A 17,086-nucleotide genomic window follows, 5' to 3' on the forward strand; every position below is an offset into this window, starting at 1 on the left:
GCGGGCAGGCGGGCGGCCGGACGGGAGTCCAGTCTACGCGGGCGGGGTCCGGCGGCCGGTCATGGGGCAGGCCGACATACTGGTCCGATGGACGCACAGTGGGTCGAAGCCTGGGCGACGGTTCTCGCGGTGGTGGCCGCAGCAGTCGCGGGCTGGTACGCGAAGAAGGCATATGACGAGCAGGCGAAGTCGAATCAGCATGCCGCTGAGCAGGTGGAGATAGCGAAGCGTCAGGTCGATCACGCCGTCTCTCAGGACGCTCGACGACACGCGGCCAGCTTGGCGGCATGGTGGATCCGGTGGGAGAGCAAGCAGTATGGCCTGCTCATCTCGAACACCGCTCCGACCCCCTTCTATGACGTGAGCATCGAGGTCGACGCGGAGGACTGGACGAGGCCGTCCGGGCCTCTCCAGCTCGCCATCGTGGTGCCGGGCCAACAGGTCACAGCGCTCGTCCCCGGCGAGTCGGCGGCGAGCAGAACGTGGGACAAGGTCGATCAGCTGCGGCTGCGAGCCCGGCCACATGAGCCCATGGGTGCGACGAAGAAGTTCCGCGTCGGCAGGATGACGCTTCGCGATCACGCCGGCCAGCAGTGGCTGTGGACCCCGGAGCAGGGCGTCCAGCCCGTATAGGGGCCGCGCCGAGACCCGCGGATACGCTCGAGCCATGGCCCGACGCGACCTCGATCTCATCCGCAACGTCGACGAGGCGCTGCGGGGTGACGCGTTCGATCTGATCGGGTACGCCAGCCGGGTGCTCGAGATGCTGCGGCGACCGATCGATCCGAACGGCGCACCGGTGTCCGGCATGCCGACGCTGACCGAGATGGTCGACCGCACGCTGGCCGACGCCGTGCGCCAGAGCGACGCGCTGCTGCTGGCGATGGCGCCGCTGCTCGACGGCGCGGGAGCTGCCGACACGGCGCTCGCCGAGCGGATCCGCGCCGAGGCGCGCGGGCGCTGGCGCACGCTTCCCGCCTGGCTCGAGGCGGGCGACGATCCCGAGATCACCGGTGTGGCGGCCATCGAGCACGCGCTGGGGGCCGATGCGACCATCGTGGTGGGCGCCGTGCTCGGCGACGGGACGCCCGCGACCGCCACGGTGTTCGTCGACCGCGACGGCGGCGTCACGATCGACGACGCCTTCGTCGCCCCCGAGACCTTCCAGGCGGCGCTCGCCGCGGGCACGAAGGGCGTGGATGCCGAGGAGTTCCCGCGTGTCGAGATCACGCCCGCCGACGCCCGGGCACGGATCGAGCAGGCCATGGCGCAGGACCTCGTGCTCGAACCGCCGCTCGTGACCGACACCTGGCCCGCAGCCCGCCCGATGCTGGCGTGGATCCTGCGGGCTCTGCCCGAGGGTGGATCCGGATTTCCGCGGCAGCCCGCCGATCCGGAGCTGGACGAGGCGCTCGCCGCTGCGACGTTCGCCCCCGACCACGCGCGCGCGCTGATCCGGCTGAACCGCGAGCACAGCGGCTCCGGCGATCCCCGGCTGTGGAGCGACACGTTCGTCGAAGACCTGCTCCGGGAGCACCTGCTGGACGATGAGACAGCCGTCGCCGATCCCGACGGTGCCCTGGCGACGTTGCGGGCGCTGGTCATCGCGGGACACGAGCACGCCGGCGTCCCCGCGAAGCTGACCGCCCGCACTCTCGAGGCGCTCGATGAGCTCGAGCCCGAGTTCCTCGACCTCGTGGAGATGGAGGCGGACGGCGATCTGCCGCACGACGATCCGGCGGGGCGCGAACTCGCGCTGCTCGCGCTGCGGGTCGGCGGACGCCGCCACCTCGAAGCCCTCGACGCCCTGCCGATCACGAGGGTCGTGCCGGATCAGCGAGGCCTGGACGACCGTGCGCGCGCCGGACTCGACGCGGTGCGCGCGCTCATCGAGCCGGCCTGCACCGCGGTGTCGGATGACCCCGAGCTGGCGGTGTCGGCCTCGGGCGTCGCCGGCATGCTGGCCGAAGCCGACCCCAGGCTCTTCGCGAAGGGCAAGCCGGAGCTCGCCGCGGCGGCCGTGGTGTGGATCGCCGGCGTCGCGAACGACGCCTTCGCGGAGCCGGGCTCCGAGGCGGCGCTGATGCGGGCGCTCGGCCTGCGCGGAGCGACCCCTGCGGGCCGTGCGGCCGCGTACCTCGGCGCTCTGGGCGTGGACGACCCGGAGGAGTGGGTCGAGTTCCCCTCGTTCTCCGACCCGACGCTGCTCACCGCGCGCACGCGTCGCGAGCTCATTCGCCGTCGAGACGCGGCCAAGTCCGGCCTGGCCGCGGCGCCGGGGCCCGGTGCGAAATCATACGACCAGCCCCGCGATGCATGAGTGCGCGATGCTGGAGTGACGGAGTCCGGTAGCGACGACTCGCGCTCATGTGGGCCCGGCCCGCCGACACCCCCGCCTCACCCGCGCGCCCCGCGGGAAGAAATACGGCGTCACATCCGTTCCCCTCCTTCAGGCTCGCCATGGTGAGCTTGTTCTTCGGGCCACCGCCCGCACATCCCTCCTCACGAAGGATCCATCGTCATGCGCATCACCCGCATCGCTACCGCCGTTGCGGCATCCGCCGCCCTGTTCGCCCTCGCCGGATGCAGCGGCCAGCCCGCCGCGCAGAGCACCGAGGGCGCTGACGGCCCCGCCGCGCTCGCCGACGGCACGCTCATCGTCGCGACCGAGGGCACGTACCCTCCCTTCAGCTTCCACGAGGGCGGGTCGGGCGACCTGACCGGCTACGACGTCGAGGTGGCCCGCGCGGTCGCCGAGAAGCTGGGCGTCGAAGTCGAGTTCCAGGAGACGGCGTGGGACGCGATCTTCGCGGGCCTCGACGCGGGGCGCTTCGAGACCATCGCGAACCAGGTCACGATCAACGCCGAGCGTGAGGCGAAGTACGCCTTCTCGGCGCCGTACACCGTCTCGCCCGGCGTGATCGTGGTGCCCGAGGACAACACCGACATCGCGTCGTTCGACGACCTCGACGGCAAGACCACGGCCCAGTCGATGTCGAGCAACTGGGGTCAGCTCGCCGAGGAGTCCGGCGCGAACGTACAGGCGGTCGAGGGCTGGGCGCAGTCGGTCGCGCTGCTCGAGCAGGGCCGCATCGACGCGACGATCAACGACAAGCTGACCTTCCTCGACTACATGAAGCAGAACCCGGACGCCCCGATCAAGATCGCGGCCGAGACGCCCGAGGCCGGCGAGATGGCGTTCGTGTTCACGAAGGAGAACGACGACCTGGCCGACGCCGTCAGCGACGCGCTGGCCGAGCTGCAGGAAGACGGCACCCTCGCCGAGCTGGGCGAGCAGTTCTTCGGCGCCGACGTCTCCCAGTAAGGGCTGATCCGCGTCATCCGTGTCCCACCTGGTGCCCGAATCCCCTCCGGATAACGGCGTCAAGTGGGACACGTGCGTTCGGTTTCGGGCGCGAACTGGGACATGCTCGTAGACGGAAGGGAGCCGGATGGACTGGCAGCTGGTGCTCGACTCGTTCTGGCCGCTGCTGCTGGGCGGGCTGGTCGGCACGATCCCGCTGACCCTGGCCTCGTTCGCGGCCGGCCTGGTGCTCGCCGTGGGCATCGCGCTGCTGCGGCTGTCCCCCAACCCCGTGCTGTCGTGGATCGGCCGCGCGTACGTGTCGATCATCCGCGGCACGCCGCTGCTGGTGCAGCTGTTCGTGATCTTCTACGGCCTGCCCTCGGTCGGCGTGCTGCTCGACCCGTGGCCGAGCGCGATCATCGCGCTGGCCATGAACGTCGGCGGCTACGCGGCCGAGATCGTGCGCGCCGCGATCCTGTCGGTGCCGAAGGGGCAGTGGGAGGCCGGCTACACGGTCGGCATGAGCAATGCGACCACGCTGCGCCGCATCATCCTGCCGCAGGCCGCCCGCGTCAGCGTGCCGCCGCTGTCGAACACGTTCATCTCGCTGGTGAAGGACACCTCGCTGACCTCGACGATCCTCGTGACCGAGCTGTTCAAGGAGGCGCAGCGCATCGCGACCTTCTCGAACGAGTTCATGACGATCTACATCGAGGCCGCGTTCATCTACTGGCTGTTCTGCACGGTGCTCGCCGCCGCGCAGGATCGTCTCGAGAAGAGGCTGGACCGCTATGTCGCGCACTGAGCACGTTCTCGGCGAGACCCTGCTGACCGCGCGGGGCCTGCGCAAGTCGTTCGACGGCCACGAGGTGCTGCGGGGCGTCGACCTGGAGGTGCGGCGCGGCGAGGTCGTGGCGCTGATCGGGCCTTCCGGATCGGGCAAGACCACCGTGCTGCGCTCGCTCAACGGGCTCGAGACGCCGGATGCGGGAACGCTCGCGTTCGACGGGGGCCCGGAGGTCGACTTCGCGGGTGGCATCACGAAGCAGCAGCGGTTCGCCATCCGCGACCGCTCGGCCATGGTCTTCCAGCAGCACAATCTCTTCCCCCACCGCACGGTCATCCAGAACGTGATCGAGGGGCCAGTCACAGTGCAGCGCGAGCCGCGCGCACAGGCGATCGCCCGTGCGGAGGAGCTGCTCGACCGGGTGGGGCTCGCGGACAAGCGCGATGCCTATCCGCACGAGCTCTCGGGCGGCCAGCAGCAGCGCGTGGGCATCGTGCGCGCGCTCGCGCTGCGGCCCGACCTGCTGCTCTTCGACGAGCCGACCTCGGCGCTCGACCCCGAGCTGGTGGGCGAGGTGCTGGTCGTGATGAAGGAGCTCGCCGACGAGGGATGGACCATGGTCGTCGTCACGCACGAGCTGCAGTTCGCGCGCGAGGTGGCCGACGAGGTGCTCTTCCTCGACGGGGGAGTGGTGGCAGAGCGCGGCCCCGCCGACCAGATCTTCCGCGAGCCCCGCAACGAGCGCACGCGCCGGTTCCTCGACCGCATCCTGCGGCCGTTCGACTGAGCCGCGGGCGCGCACGGGGGCGCTCGGAAAAAATCTCCGAATCCGCGTGACCGATCGGCTCATCCGGCGTCTCTTCCAGTGAAGATGTCGCCGGACATCGGCGCCGGGGGGCGCCGGTGTCGGGCTGCGCGGTAACGGTTACCGGCCGCGCGGGGTCCGGATGCCTCGGGGGAGGACATCCGGGCCCTGACTCTTCTTCCCGACGGCCCGCCAGGCGACCGCGGCAGTTGCCCCGCCGGGCTACGAGCCGAACGCCGTCAGCGCCGCGAGCATGCCGCCGATCCACGGCAGGACGAGGGTCGCGCCGATGACGACGAGCACGATCACCACGACCACCGGCACCCGGCGCTTGAGGCGCCGGCCGGGGGCCGCGACGCCGCGGCGCACCGCGGGGACGAGCGGGGGAGGCGTCACCATCTGAGCGGGCGCGCTGAACGGCAGGGCTTCCGCCCCCGGGGCGACCGGCTGCCCGGAGAGAGCCCCCGTCTGCGCGGCAGGAGCGCCCTCGGTCGCGAGCCGCTCATCGCGCCATCGCGCCCACTGCGTGAGCTTGTCCATCAGGGCCGCGACGGCCGAGAAGAGCCAGGCCCACGTGGCGGGGTCGAGCGTGGAGACGTGCCGTCCGGTGTAGAGGAACATCCAGTCGTCGACGATCTCGACGTCGAGCTGGGCCACGTTGTCCATGAACCGCGCCATGATGTCGGGCGTGAACAGGTAGAGCGCGTCGCGCTCGTAGCCCTCCGGGCAGTACAGGGTGAAGTAGCGGTCGAAGTCGCCCTCGAGACTCAGGCGCTGTGCCCGCCCGAACGACGCCGGCAGGTTGGATCCGAACAGGCCGTTGTTGCCCACGGCATCGAGCACGATGTGGGGCAACGGGGTGCCGAGGTGGATGGCCACGTAGCCCCACCGGTGCGTGGTCTGGTTCTTGCCCGAGCCGGTCGTGTACTGGTAGTTCGCGAACTCGACGAAGCGCGGCTGCTCGCCGCGCACCAGGTCGGTCGCGAGCCGCGAGCTGCCCTGGTCGAAGATCATGCCGGGCAGCTTCGGCGCGTCCAGGCGAGGCAGGTAGTGCATGTGATTCGCGCGCGCGAATCCGTCGAGGCGGAAACGCCGCTCCTTCGCCGCCCCGCCGAAGTGCCGGATGAGCGCCCACACGACCAGGGCGATCATGCCGACCACGAGCAGCACGAACGGGATGGTCACGACTCCCATGCCGTTCTGGGCGAACGCGGTGAGCACGGTCGCGAAGACCGTCAGGATGCCGCCGAGCATCGGCACCGCGATCACCGCCAGGATCACGAGCGCGACCACACTCCCTGAGGACGTGGGGAACCGGCGCTTCAGCTCCTCGTGGAAGCGGTGCACGTCGCGCGGATCGGCGGGGTCGATCAGCGGACGGGCGTCGAACGGGAAGGTGCGGGGTACCGGCGGAGGCGTGCTCACGCGGGTCACGGTACCGCGACTGCGGTCAGCAGCGAGGGTGGGCGCCGTATCCGGCGCCTTCCCGCGCCGCGCGGTGAACGCCGTGCGCACCGAACGTTCACCCACGGTTCCGTTTCAAGTACGCCGTTCTCGTAATTGCCGGTCACCCGTGCGGGCTTTCCTGTCGGACGAACCCCTTCCTCCCGAAAGGACCTCCCATGCGTCTCCGCCCCGCTTCCGCCGCCGGCCTCGTCGGCCTCTCGGCCCTCCTCGCGCTCACCGGCTGTGCCGGCGGCTCTGCCGATGCGGCGGCGCCGGCCGAGACCGGCGACCCGAACGCCCCCATCACCTTCGCCACCACCCCGCTCGGCGACGACCCGAGCGCGCAGAACCCCATCCAGGGCTTCGCCGACCTGATCGAGGCCGAGACGGGCCGCGAGGTCGAGATCGTCGACGTGCCCGACTACACCGCAGTGCTGGAGGCCCTGCGCAACCACCACGTCGACATCGGCTTCATGAGCGGCTTCCCGTCGGCTCTCGCGGTCAACACGGGGGAGATCGACCCGCTGGTCGCGTGGACCGGCAACGACGACCCCGTCTCGACCTGCCTCGTGCTGCAGGACTCGCCGCTGCAGAAGCTCGAGGACATCACGCCCGACACCGTGGTCGCGTTCGCCGACCCCGCCTCCAGCTCGGGGTACTTCATGCCGGTCAAGATGCTGCACGACGCCGGCCTCGAGAAGGACGTCGACTACACGGGCCTGTTCGCCGGCGATCACATGATGGGCTTCCAGGCGCTGAAGCAGGGGCAGGCCGACGTGTCGTGCACCTCGACGATCTTCCCCACCATGGCCGGCACCGACATGTTCCCCTTCGCCGAGGGAGAGACCCGCTCGATCGGCGAGAGCGAGTCGATGCCGGTCTCGGTCACCGTGCTCGCCGACCAGGACATCGCCGCCGACAAGCGCGAGCTGCTGGCCGAGGTGCTGCCGAAGATCTTCGTCGAGGAGAACGGCGACAAGCTCGGGGCGATGCTCGAGGCCATCCAGGGCGGCGAGCCCGTCGTCGAGCCGGGCAAGGAGCTGTTCCAGCCGTTCGTGGACATCGCCGCGATCGCCGACGTCGACATCTCGGACCTGGGCTGATGAGCGTCCCCGACCAGCTCGTCGTGCCGACCACGGCCGAGATGCGACAGCATCTGCCCCTCGTCGCGGTGCGTGACCTGCGCGTCGCGTACGGCGACGGGCCCCTCGTGCTCGACGGCGTCGACATCGACCTGCGCCCCGGCGAGGTGGTGGCGCTGCTCGGATCGAGCGGGTCCGGCAAGTCGACGCTGATGAAGTCGCTCACGGGCTTCGCGCCCGTGACGAGCGGAACCGTCCGCGTCGCCGGCCACGACGTCGCCAACCTGCAGCGCGGCGAGCTGCGCCGCCTGCGCTCCGACGTGGGCCAGGTGTTCCAGCAGTTCAACCTGATCGGGCGGCTCAGCGTGCTGACCAACGTGCTCACCGGCGCGCTCAGCGACGCCGGCCCGATCAATCTGGTGGGCGGCTTCTCGAGCGCCCACCGGCGCCGGGCGCTCGAGCTGCTGGACCGCGTCGGCATCGCGCACAAGGCGCAGGATGAGGCCCGCTCGCTCTCGGGCGGCCAGCAGCAGCGCGTGGCGATCGCTCGGGCCCTGATGCAGCAGCCCAAGCTGATCCTCGCCGACGAGCCTGTCGCCTCTCTCGACCCGAAGCTGTCGCACACGGTGCTCGACCTGCTGCAGCGCATCGCGAAGGAGGACGGCATCCCGGTGCTCGTCAGCCTGCACGTGCTGCCGCTCGCCCTTGCGCACTCCGACCGGATCGTCGGCCTGCGGCACGGCGCGATGGTCGTCTCCGGGCGCACCGCCGATCTCGACGCGACCGCCCTTCAGGCCATCTACGAGCACGAGGAGACCGACGATGTCGACGACGTCGCCTGAACGCGCCGAGGTGCGCGCCCCGCGCGGCAGGACGGCCGCGCCACGGCTGGATGCCCGTGACCGCCGACGCCTCGAGCGCTCGATCACCATGCCCCGCACCCGCACGGTGATCACCATCCCGGTGGTCATCCTGATCCTGCTCTGGTCGTTCCAGGGCGCCCAGTTCGACTTCCTCAAGCTGGGGGACGGCGCCGTCAACATGGGCACGTTCCTCGGGCGCCTGTTCCCGCCGACGTGGGACAAGTTCGGCACGATCGCGGCGCTGCTCGTGGAGACGCTGCAGATGGCGATCGTGGGCACCGTGCTGGGCGCCATCCTGTCGCTCCTCATCGCGTTCGGCGCCGCGTCGAACATCGCGCCGCCCTGGGTGTACTACCCCTGCCGGTGGCTGATGAACGTCATCCGGTCGCTGCCGGAGCTGGTGTTCGCGCTGATGTTCGTGTCGGCGGTCGGCCTGGGCCCGTTCGCGGGCATCCTCGCCATGACCCTCGGCTCGATCGGGTCGATCGGCAAGGTCTTCGCCGAGGCCATGGAGGCGGTCGACCGTGGCCCGATCGTCGCCATGCAGGCGGTCGGCGCCTCCCAGCGCCAGATCGTGCAGTACGGCGTGCTGCCGCAGGCGGCGCCGCTGCTCGTGTCGTACACGCTGCTGCTGTTCGAGGGGAACGTGCGCGGCGCCACGATCCTCGGCATGGTCGGCGCGGGCGGCATCGGTCTCGAGCTCACCACCGCCATGCGCATGTACGACTACGGCCACCTCAGCGCCATCGTCATCTGCATCATCGTGCTGGTCACGGTCATCGACCAGGCCAGCGCGCTCATCCGAAGGAAGATCACGTGACCATCACCGACGCATCCACCCCCACCCTCATCGAGGAGATCGCGCTGGAGCGCAGCGCGCCCGTGAACCTGCGCGACCTCGGCGGCACGCGCGTCGAGGGCGGCGAGATCCGCCCGGGGTTCGCGATCCGCGCCGACGACCTGTCGTACGTCACCGACGAGATCGCGGCCGACCTGGTCGAGGCGGGCCTGACGAGCGTGATCGATCTGCGCTCGAACGTCGAGACCCGCATCACGGGGCGCGGGCCGCTGGCCGACCATGCCGTGACGTATCACCACGTGTCGCTGCTGGGCGACATGCGCGGCGCGGTCTCGAAGGAGGACTTCCGCTCGGGCGACTACCGCGCCACGTACGTGCCGATGTACGTCGGGATGTTCGAGGCGGGCGCGCCGCTGATCGTCAACGCGCTCGCCGTGATGGCGACCGCCCCGGGCACCGTGGCGTTCCACTGCGCCGCGGGCAAGGACCGCACGGGTGTGCTCGCGGCCTCGCTGCTGCTCGCGCTGGGCGCCGACGACGATGCCATCGTGGAGGACTACGGTCGCACCGGCCCGAACGTCGGCGCCATCATGGCGCGCAGCCGCGCCGTGGTGGGGCCCATGATGAAGGCCATGGGCATCGAGCTCGACCCGGCCGCCCTGGCCGCCGGCGAGCAGAGGTTCTCGGACGAGGCCATGCGCGGCGCGCTCGCGGTGCTGCGCGAACGGCACGACGGCGACGCGCTCGCGCCCGTCCGCCGCGCGGGCCTCAGCGACGCTCTGGTCGACATGCTGCGCGCCCGGGCGCTCGGCTGACCGGATGAGCGACCTCGCGACCACCGGGGCCGCGGCGGCGCGTCAGGGACGCCGCCGCGGTCCCGGCCGCCCGCGTGCGGAGGGCATCGACGAGCGGCTCATCGCCGCCGCGCTGGCGCTGATCGACGCCGGCGAGCCCGTCACGGCAGGCCGCCTCGTCGACCGCAGCGGCGTGAGCCGCGCGGCGATCTACCGTCGCTGGCCCTCGCTGACCGACCTGGTGGCGACGGCGCTCGACAGCGGGCGCGACCCTCACGACATCCCCACCGACGGCGACCTGCGCGCCGCGCTGTACGACGCGTTCCTCGGCGGCGCCGAGCGGGGGATGCCCGGGTACCCCGAGGAGCGGATGAGGCGGCGGCTCGTGCTCGGGCTGCAGGACCGCGTCGTGCAGCGCGCCTACTGGGACGCGCACGTCGCCCGCCGGCGCGTCTCGACCATCGGGGTGCTGCGAGCGGGCGTCGAGCGGGGCATCCTGCGCTCCGACGTCGACCTCGAGGCCTGCGCCGATCTGCTCAGCGGCGTCTTCTACTACCAGCTGGTCGTGCGCGGAGCCTCGCTCGCCGACGCCGACGTCATCGCCCGCTGCCGCGCGGCGTTCGACGTGATCTGGCAGGGGATGGCCGTCGAATAGCGGCATCAGGGCTCATCGGATAGACTGACGAGGTTGTGCGGTCTCGCTCGCGTTCGCGATCGTCCGCACGACGTGCAACACACCCTCCTGCTGTCGGGAAATGCCCGGCAGCCGATCAAGTCCGAAGGAGGTGGGTAAGTGACGCACCAGTACGAGCTCATGGCCATCCTGCAGCCGGAGATCGACGAGCGCCAGGTTCCCACGATCGTCGACAAGTTCCTGACGGTGATCACCGAGTCCGGTGGCACCATCGAGAACATCGACATCTGGGGCAAGCGCCGTCTGGCCTACGAGATCCAGAAGAAGAACGAGGGCATCTACGCCGTCGTGAACTTCACCGCGACGAGCGAGGCCACCCAGGAGCTGGACCGCCAGCTCGGCCTGAACGAGCAGATCATGCGCACCAAGGTGCTGCGCGCCGAGGAGGCCATCGCGATGGTCGCTTCCGAGGCGAAGCGCGCCGAGGCGCGGGCTGCTCGCAAGACGGCGGCGAAGGCCTAAGTCCCATGGCCGGCGAAACCGTCATCACGGTCGTGGGAAACCTCACGGCCGACCCGGAGCTGCGTTACACGAACAACGGCATCCCCGTGGCGAACTTCACGATCGCCTCGACGCCGCGCACGTTCGACCGCGCGTCGGGTGAGTGGAAGGACGGCGAGGCTCTCTTCCTTCGCGCCAGCGTCTGGCGCGAGTTCGCCGAGCACGTGGCCGGATCGCTGACGAAGGGCATGCGCGTCATCGCGCAGGGTCGCCTGAGCCAGCGCTCCTACCAGGACCGCGAGGGCAACCAGCGCACCGCAATCGAGCTGGAGGTCGACGAGATCGGCCCCTCGCTGCGCTTCGCGACCGCGCAGGTCACCCGTGCCGCCGGTGGCGGCCGCAGCGGTGGCGGCCAGGGCCAGTTCGGCGGTGGCGGACAGCCGCGCCAGCAGGTCTCGGAGGAGCCGTGGGCCACGCCTGGCTCGCAGACGGGCGCCGACGCATGGAGCACCCCGGGGTCGTTCGGAGACGACACCCCGTTCTAAACAGGACTCGTGGACGCCTCCATCGGCGCCCGCAGCACAACTAAGGACCCAACATGGCTGGAAAGTCGAGCGGCGACCGCCGCAAGCCGCGGAAGGGCGCGAAGAACGCCGCTCCCGCGAAGTCGATCCGGGTCGGCGTCATCGATTACAAGGATGTCGCCACCCTTCGCAAGTTCATCTCGGAGCGCGGCAAGATCCGTGCCCGTCGTATCACCGGTGTCTCGGTGCAGGAGCAGCGTCTGATCGCCAAGGCGATCAAGAACGCGCGCGAGATGGCGCTCCTGCCTTACGCCGGCGCGGGCCGCTAAGGAGCACTCATGGCAAAGCTGATTCTCACTCATGAGGTCGACGGCCTGGGCGCCCCGGGCGACGTCGTCGAGGTCAAGGACGGGTACGCCCGCAACTACCTCATCCCCCAGGGCTTCGCGACCGCGTGGACGCGCGGTGGCGAGAAGCAGGTAGCGTCGATCCGCGCCGCGCGCGAGGCTCGCGCCATCGCGACGCACGACGAGGCCGTCGCCCTGAAGAACACGATCGAGGGCTCCAAGGTGAAGCTGGCCGTCAAGGCCGGCGCCGAGGGCCGTCTGTTCGGCTCGGTCAAGACCGCCGACATCGCCGACGCGGTGTCGGAGGCCGGTCTCGGCGCGCTGGACAAGCGCAAGATCACCATCCCTACCGCCATCAAGTCGGTGGGCGACCACGAGGCCGTCGTGCGCCTGCACGACGACGTCACGGCAGTCATCTCGCTGCAGGTCGTCGCGCTCAAGAAGTAAGTCCGCAACGGACCGCGAAGCGGCGCAGGATCTTCGGATCCTGCGCCGCTTCTCGTGTCCGGGGACCCGGGCAGCGGGGTTCGGATCGGCGTCTCCGACTGTTCATCCGCTCTTGACATATCGGCGTCGCGGGGTGGTGACCGGTTCCAAAGTTGTGCACACCCATGGCGTGTCGGCGCAACCTTCAAGCGATTGTTTAACCACAAGGTCATCCACAGGCTGTGGGATCAGAAAAGCCCTGGTAGAAAGGGATATACGGCGCGCAAGTTCTCGGGCGCGCCGGATCTCTCCACAGGGGATTTCCACACACGTGTCGGCGATTTCCGCAAGTCCTCCACAGAGTTATCCACAGGCTGGTTTGCATGGGGAGAACCCCGACCCTACGGTGAACGGGCGGATGTCGGAGGCCCCTGCTTTCCTTGTCCCAGCCGCACCTCCCGATCCGATCACCCGCCCGGATCGTCCGCCGCCCCGATGCGCCGTCCCGCGTCCGGAAGGAAGGAAGTCTCGTGTCGATCGCCGACATCTCCGACGACCGTCTCGGATCCCCCCGAGAGCACGAGCGCACCCCTCCGCACGACCTGCTGGCCGAGCAGAGCACGCTCGGCGGCATGCTGCTGTCGAAGGATGCGGTCGCCGACGTCATCGAGTCGCTGCGCGGCGCCGACTTCTACATCCCGAAGCACGAGCTGATCTTCGAGGCGATCCTCTCGCTGTACTCGCACGGCGAGCCCACCGACGTGGTCGCGGTCACCGACGAGCTCATCAAGACCGGTGACCTGCAGCGTGCGGGCGGGGCGGACTACCTGCACTCGCTCACGTCGATCGTGCCGACGGCCGCGAACGCCGGCTACTACGCCAACATCGTCGCCGAGCGCGCCCTGCTGCGACGCCTGGTCGAGGCCGGCACGCGCATCGTGCAGATGGGCTACTCGGGGGAGGGCGAGGCCGTCGACCTCGTCAACAACGCGCAGGCCGAGATCTACGGCGTGACGGGCACCGAGAAGACCGAGGACTATGTGCCGCTGTCGATCGCGGTCGACGCCGCGATGGAGGAGATCGAGGCCGCCGGCGGCCGTGACGGCGGCATGACGGGCGTGCCCACGGGCTTCAGCGAGCTCGACGAGCTGACCAGCGGCCTGCATGGCGGTCAGATGATCGTCGTCGCCGCGCGTCCGGCCATGGGCAAGTCGACGCTCGCACTCGACTTCGCGCGCGCCGCGGCGATCAAGCACAACATGCCCGCCGTGTTCTTCTCGCTCGAGATGGGCAAGGCCGAGATCGCGATGCGCCTGCTCAGCGCCGAGGGCGCCATCCCGCTGCAGAACCTGCGCAAGGGAACGCTCGACTCGCGCGACTGGACCAACGTCGCGCAGACGCGCGGCCGCATCCATGAGGCGCCGCTGTTCATCGACGACAGCCCGAACATGACCCTGGTCGAGATCCGCGCGAAGTGCCGTCGTCTCAAGCAGCGCGCGGGGCTCAAGATGGTGATCATCGACTACCTGCAGCTCATGACGAGTGGCAAGAAGGTCGAGTCGCGCCAGCAGGAGGTCAGCGAGTTCTCGCGTGCGCTCAAGCTGCTCGCCAAGGAGCTGCAGGTGCCCGTGATCGCGCTCTCCCAGCTCAACCGTGGCTCCGAGCAGCGCACCGACAAGCGCCCCCAGGTGAGTGACCTGCGCGAGTCGGGTTCGATCGAGCAGGACGCCGACATGGTCATCCTGCTGCACCGCGACTCGGTCTACGACAAGGACACCCGCCCCGGCGAGGCCGACCTGATCGTGGCCAAGCACCGCAACGGCCCCACGGCCACGATCGAGGTCGCCTTCCAGGGCCACTTCTCGCGCTTCGCCGACATGGCGCCGGCCAACGACTTCCAGTAGGCCGGATCCGAGCGGCCGCCTGCGGTGTCAGCGCAGCTCGATGATCCGCTCGGGCGACGTGCGGCCGCCGACCTCGACCTCGCGGTCGGCGCGCGCCGTGCGGGTGTAGAGCCGTGAGCCGGCGCCCTGCAGGATGTCGAGGTCCTGATCCAGCTGCGCGGTGAGCCGCACGGCGGCCGATCCGGTCGCCTCGTCCTCGCGGATGCCGAGAGCGGGCGCGAACATCCGGGCACGCACGCGGCCCTGCTCACGGTCGGCCCAGGCCCAGACGTAATTGTTGCCGAACGCGTAGGCATCGGGGTCGACGCCCTCCACGTCGGCCGGTGACTCGAGCTGCTGGAACGAGAACTCCGGCGCCCACTCGGGCTTCGCCGTGACGAAGATGAGTTCGCCTTCGGCCCGCACCTGCACGCGCCCGGCAGGCACCATCAGCGACCGGATGTCGTCGCCGCTCGCCCGCAGCCAGGACGCGAGCCCCACGGTGGGGTGGCCGGCGAACCGCAATTCGCGCGCGGGCGTGAAGATTCGCGCGTGCGCGTCGTGCTCCGAGACGGCGTCGATGAAGATCGTCTCACTGAAGCCGACATCGCGCGCGATCTCCTGCTCGCGTCCCCGGGTCGCCTTCGACGACCACAGGATGCCCAGCGGGTTGCCGTGCTCGCCGGCCTCGTCGACGAACACATTCACCACGGTCACCTGCAGGCTCACGAGTCGATTGTGTCAGCCGCGCCCGGCGCCCGCGCGCCGGGCCGCCTCGACCGTCACACGAACCGGATGGTCTGCTGCAGGCGGGTGCGCACGTCGAAGAGCTCGTTGCCGCCGATGTCGCGCGTGCCCGGGATGCCGGCGCGGAGCAGGTGGCCGAGCACGCTGCGGCGCACGACCGCGACCGGCAGGCCTTTGACCGTGCCGAGGTGCGTGACCGGCTGCATCAGGTCGTCGTCGGGCAGCACCACGATCGCACCGCTGAAGCGCACGTGCGCCGCCCGGGCGACCGCGCGCATGCGCCCGAGCAGGGAGGCCACCGGCGCGTCGCCGCCCACCGCCGCGCCGATGATCTCGCCGCGGCGGAAGCGCGCCTCGCCACCGAAGTCGGCCGACATCACGCCGTACAGCCCCGACGGGCTGAGCACCACGTGGTCGAGCTTGTGCTCCGGGTGCTCGCCCACCGCGACGTCGTGCCACACGGTGAAGCCGATGCCCAGGCCGGCGATCGTGCGTGCCGTGGCCTCCTCGGCCAGCGCATCCGCCAGCATGTGACGCAGTTCGACAGGCGCCGCGCGCACCACCTCGGGCGCATACGGGTCGGGCAGGTCCTGCCCTCGCCCCGCCCACTCGCGGATCAGCTCGAGATACCGCTGCCGCAGCCAACCGCCGGGGTGCCCGTACGACCGCGCACGCGGGCGGGTGTCGGTCGGCGTCGAGCGCACGTGCCAGTCGTCGGGTGCGGGGGCGGCATCCGAGCCGCGCCCGCGGTCGTACGCGGCGCGCGCCTCAGGAGTGCCCACGAACTCCCACGCGCGCTGCACACGGATGAACTCGGCCGCGTCTCCGCCCGTGTCGGGGTGGGTCTGGCGCAGCCGCAGGCGATAGGCGCGCCGCAGCGCCTCGTCGTCGACGTCGGGCGCGACCCCGAGCACCTCGTACGCCGAGGCGGAGAGCGGGCTGTCGAACATCCTCAGGCCGAGACCAGGCTGCTCAGCGCGTCGGGCGAGAGCGCGTGCTCGATCGCGAGCATGGCCGCACCGAGCACGCCCGCCTTCTGGGCAGCCGTCGACTGCACGATCGCGAGGTGCTCGGTCGCCAGCGGAATCGACCGGGTGTAGACCACCTCGCGCACGCCGGCGATGAGGTGCTCACCGACCCGCGCCATGGATCCCCCGATCGCGATGACCGACGGATTGATCAGGCTCACGCACGTCGTGAGCACCTCGCCGATGTCGCGACCCGCCTGTCGCACCGCCTGGATCGCGTCGATGTTGCCGCGCTTGACGAGCTCGACCACGTCGTCGCCGTTCTCGGCCGCGATGCCCTGCTCGCGCAGCGCGCGGGCGATGGCCGGCCCCGACGCGAGGGCCTCGAGGCACCCGCGATTGCCGCAGTGGCAGGGGACGTCCGCGCCGCGCGCGACCCGCACGTGGCCGATGTCGCCGGCCGTGCCCTGCGCCCCGCGCTGCAGGCCGCCGCCGGAGATGACCCCCGAGCCGATGCCCGTGGCCACCTTCACGAACATCAGGTGATCCACGCCCGGCCATGCGACGGCGCGCTCGCCGAGGGCCATGATGTTCACGTCGTTGTCGACCAGCACCGGCACGTCGAGGTGCTGCCGCATCCATCCGGGCACGTCGAACCGGTCCCATCCGGGCATGATGGGCGGGTTCACCGGGCGCCCTGTGGAGTGCTCCACGGGGCCCGGAAGGCCCATGCCGATCGCCGCCACGTCGCGCGGCGATCGGTCCATGCCCTCCAGCAGCGCCGTCGCCTGCGCCACGACCCACGTCAGCACCGGCTCCGGGCCGAGCGTGATGTCGAGCGGCTCGGTGCGCTCGGCCACCACTGTGGCTGCCAGGTCGGTCACCGCGACGGTCGCGTGCGATGCCCCGATGTCGGCGGCCAGCACGAGGCGCGCGCGGGGGTTGAGTGCGAACTGCGAGGGCGGCCGTCCACCCGTCGACACGGCCTCGGCGATGGGTGAGATCAGCCCCAGCCGCATCAGCTCGTCGACGCGGGCCGCGACGGTCGAGCGGGCCAGGCCCGTGGCCTTCGCGAGGTCGGCCCGGGTGCGGGGCACGCCGTCGCGCAGAAGCTGGAACAGCTGCGTCACGCCCGACACGCTGGACGACGCCTCGCTGGTCGTTCTCGCCATG

At 70.6% G+C, this 17,086-nt stretch carries 19 protein-coding genes; 15 read left to right on the plus strand and 4 right to left on the minus strand.

Going from position 1 to position 17,086, the window contains the following annotated elements; genetic code table 11:
- Positions 1-87: 87 nt before the first annotated feature.
- The 5 genes from ABTW64_RS08025 (at position 88) to ABTW64_RS08045 (ending at position 4,881) form a co-directional block, all read left to right on the plus strand.
- Positions 88-633: a hypothetical protein gene (locus ABTW64_RS08025; protein ID WP_350621093.1), complete on the plus strand. Its 546-nt coding sequence runs from the start codon at positions 88-90 to the stop codon at positions 631-633.
- Between the two features lie 34 nt (positions 634-667).
- Entirely contained in the window at positions 668-2,320 is a 1,653-nt protein-coding gene (locus ABTW64_RS08030) for a hypothetical protein (RefSeq protein ID WP_350621095.1), read from the plus strand.
- Positions 2,321-2,521: 201 nt separating this feature from the next.
- Positions 2,522-3,325 carry an amino acid ABC transporter substrate-binding protein gene (locus ABTW64_RS08035; protein WP_350621097.1) on the plus strand — a complete coding sequence of 268 codons (804 nt, stop codon included), beginning with the start codon at positions 2,522-2,524 and terminating at the stop codon, positions 3,323-3,325.
- Between the two features lie 127 nt (positions 3,326-3,452).
- Positions 3,453-4,112, plus strand: coding sequence for an amino acid ABC transporter permease (locus tag ABTW64_RS08040; protein ID WP_350621099.1), 660 nt, complete (start codon positions 3,453-3,455; stop codon positions 4,110-4,112).
- The gene (locus tag ABTW64_RS08045; protein WP_350621101.1) at positions 4,099-4,881 is read left to right on the plus strand and encodes an amino acid ABC transporter ATP-binding protein; all 783 of its coding nucleotides are present in this window, start codon (positions 4,099-4,101) and stop codon (positions 4,879-4,881) included. The genes ABTW64_RS08040 and ABTW64_RS08045 overlap by 14 nt, the downstream gene beginning before the upstream one ends.
- 240 nt (positions 4,882-5,121) lie before the next feature.
- Here ABTW64_RS08045 and ABTW64_RS08050 read toward each other — a convergent pair whose 3' ends face one another.
- Complete coding sequence (locus tag ABTW64_RS08050; RefSeq protein ID WP_350621103.1) at positions 5,122-6,324, minus strand: lysozyme family protein; 1,203 nt, start codon at positions 6,322-6,324, stop codon at positions 5,122-5,124.
- A gap of 197 nt (positions 6,325-6,521) precedes the next feature.
- On the opposite strand from ABTW64_RS08050, the gene ABTW64_RS08055 reads away from it, so the two are divergent.
- The 10 genes from ABTW64_RS08055 (at position 6,522) to dnaB (ending at position 14,219) form a co-directional block, all read left to right on the plus strand.
- Complete coding sequence (locus ABTW64_RS08055; protein ID WP_350621105.1) at positions 6,522-7,448, plus strand: PhnD/SsuA/transferrin family substrate-binding protein; 927 nt, start codon at positions 6,522-6,524, stop codon at positions 7,446-7,448.
- Positions 7,448-8,269: a phosphonate ABC transporter ATP-binding protein gene (phnC, locus tag ABTW64_RS08060; RefSeq protein WP_350621107.1), complete on the plus strand. Its 822-nt coding sequence runs from the start codon at positions 7,448-7,450 to the stop codon at positions 8,267-8,269. The genes ABTW64_RS08055 and phnC overlap by 1 nt, the downstream gene beginning before the upstream one ends.
- Positions 8,250-9,110 carry a phosphonate ABC transporter, permease protein PhnE gene (gene phnE / locus ABTW64_RS08065; RefSeq protein WP_350621109.1) on the plus strand — a complete coding sequence of 287 codons (861 nt, stop codon included), beginning with the start codon at positions 8,250-8,252 and terminating at the stop codon, positions 9,108-9,110. The genes phnC and phnE overlap by 20 nt, the downstream gene beginning before the upstream one ends.
- The gene (locus tag ABTW64_RS08070; protein WP_350621111.1) at positions 9,107-9,904 is read left to right on the plus strand and encodes a tyrosine-protein phosphatase; all 798 of its coding nucleotides are present in this window, start codon (positions 9,107-9,109) and stop codon (positions 9,902-9,904) included. The genes phnE and ABTW64_RS08070 overlap by 4 nt, the downstream gene beginning before the upstream one ends.
- A gap of 4 nt (positions 9,905-9,908) precedes the next feature.
- A complete protein-coding gene (locus tag ABTW64_RS08075; RefSeq protein WP_350621113.1) occupies positions 9,909-10,538 on the plus strand; it encodes a TetR-like C-terminal domain-containing protein in 630 nt (209 codons plus the stop codon).
- A gap of 138 nt (positions 10,539-10,676) precedes the next feature.
- Complete coding sequence (gene rpsF / locus ABTW64_RS08080) at positions 10,677-11,039, plus strand: 30S ribosomal protein S6 (protein WP_350621115.1); 363 nt, start codon at positions 10,677-10,679, stop codon at positions 11,037-11,039.
- Between the two features lie 5 nt (positions 11,040-11,044).
- Positions 11,045-11,563, plus strand: coding sequence for a single-stranded DNA-binding protein (locus ABTW64_RS08085; RefSeq protein WP_350621117.1), 519 nt, complete (start codon positions 11,045-11,047; stop codon positions 11,561-11,563).
- A gap of 53 nt (positions 11,564-11,616) precedes the next feature.
- The gene (gene rpsR / locus ABTW64_RS08090; RefSeq protein ID WP_040168021.1) at positions 11,617-11,871 is read left to right on the plus strand and encodes a 30S ribosomal protein S18; all 255 of its coding nucleotides are present in this window, start codon (positions 11,617-11,619) and stop codon (positions 11,869-11,871) included.
- Between the two features lie 9 nt (positions 11,872-11,880).
- Positions 11,881-12,336 carry a 50S ribosomal protein L9 gene (rplI, locus tag ABTW64_RS08095; RefSeq protein ID WP_350621120.1) on the plus strand — a complete coding sequence of 152 codons (456 nt, stop codon included), beginning with the start codon at positions 11,881-11,883 and terminating at the stop codon, positions 12,334-12,336.
- A 509-nt stretch (positions 12,337-12,845) separates the two neighbouring features.
- Positions 12,846-14,219 carry a replicative DNA helicase gene (dnaB, locus tag ABTW64_RS08100; RefSeq protein ID WP_350621122.1) on the plus strand — a complete coding sequence of 458 codons (1,374 nt, stop codon included), beginning with the start codon at positions 12,846-12,848 and terminating at the stop codon, positions 14,217-14,219.
- Positions 14,220-14,246: 27 nt separating this feature from the next.
- On the opposite strand, the gene ABTW64_RS08105 is transcribed toward dnaB, so the two are convergent.
- From ABTW64_RS08105 to ABTW64_RS08115, 3 genes are read right to left on the minus strand one after another with little or no spacing between them, the layout of a single operon-like run.
- Complete coding sequence (locus tag ABTW64_RS08105; RefSeq protein WP_350621124.1) at positions 14,247-14,927, minus strand: PhzF family phenazine biosynthesis protein; 681 nt, start codon at positions 14,925-14,927, stop codon at positions 14,247-14,249.
- A gap of 53 nt (positions 14,928-14,980) precedes the next feature.
- The gene (locus ABTW64_RS08110; protein ID WP_350621126.1) at positions 14,981-15,895 is read right to left on the minus strand and encodes a J domain-containing protein; all 915 of its coding nucleotides are present in this window, start codon (positions 15,893-15,895) and stop codon (positions 14,981-14,983) included.
- A gap of 2 nt (positions 15,896-15,897) precedes the next feature.
- Positions 15,898-17,085 carry an ROK family transcriptional regulator gene (locus ABTW64_RS08115; RefSeq protein WP_350621128.1) on the minus strand — a complete coding sequence of 396 codons (1,188 nt, stop codon included), beginning with the start codon at positions 17,083-17,085 and terminating at the stop codon, positions 15,898-15,900.
- Position 17,086: the final 1 nt, after the last annotated feature.

This window comes from Microbacterium sp. NPDC096154 (assembly GCF_040302945.1).
GTDB lineage: Bacteria > Actinomycetota > Actinomycetes > Actinomycetales > Microbacteriaceae > Microbacterium.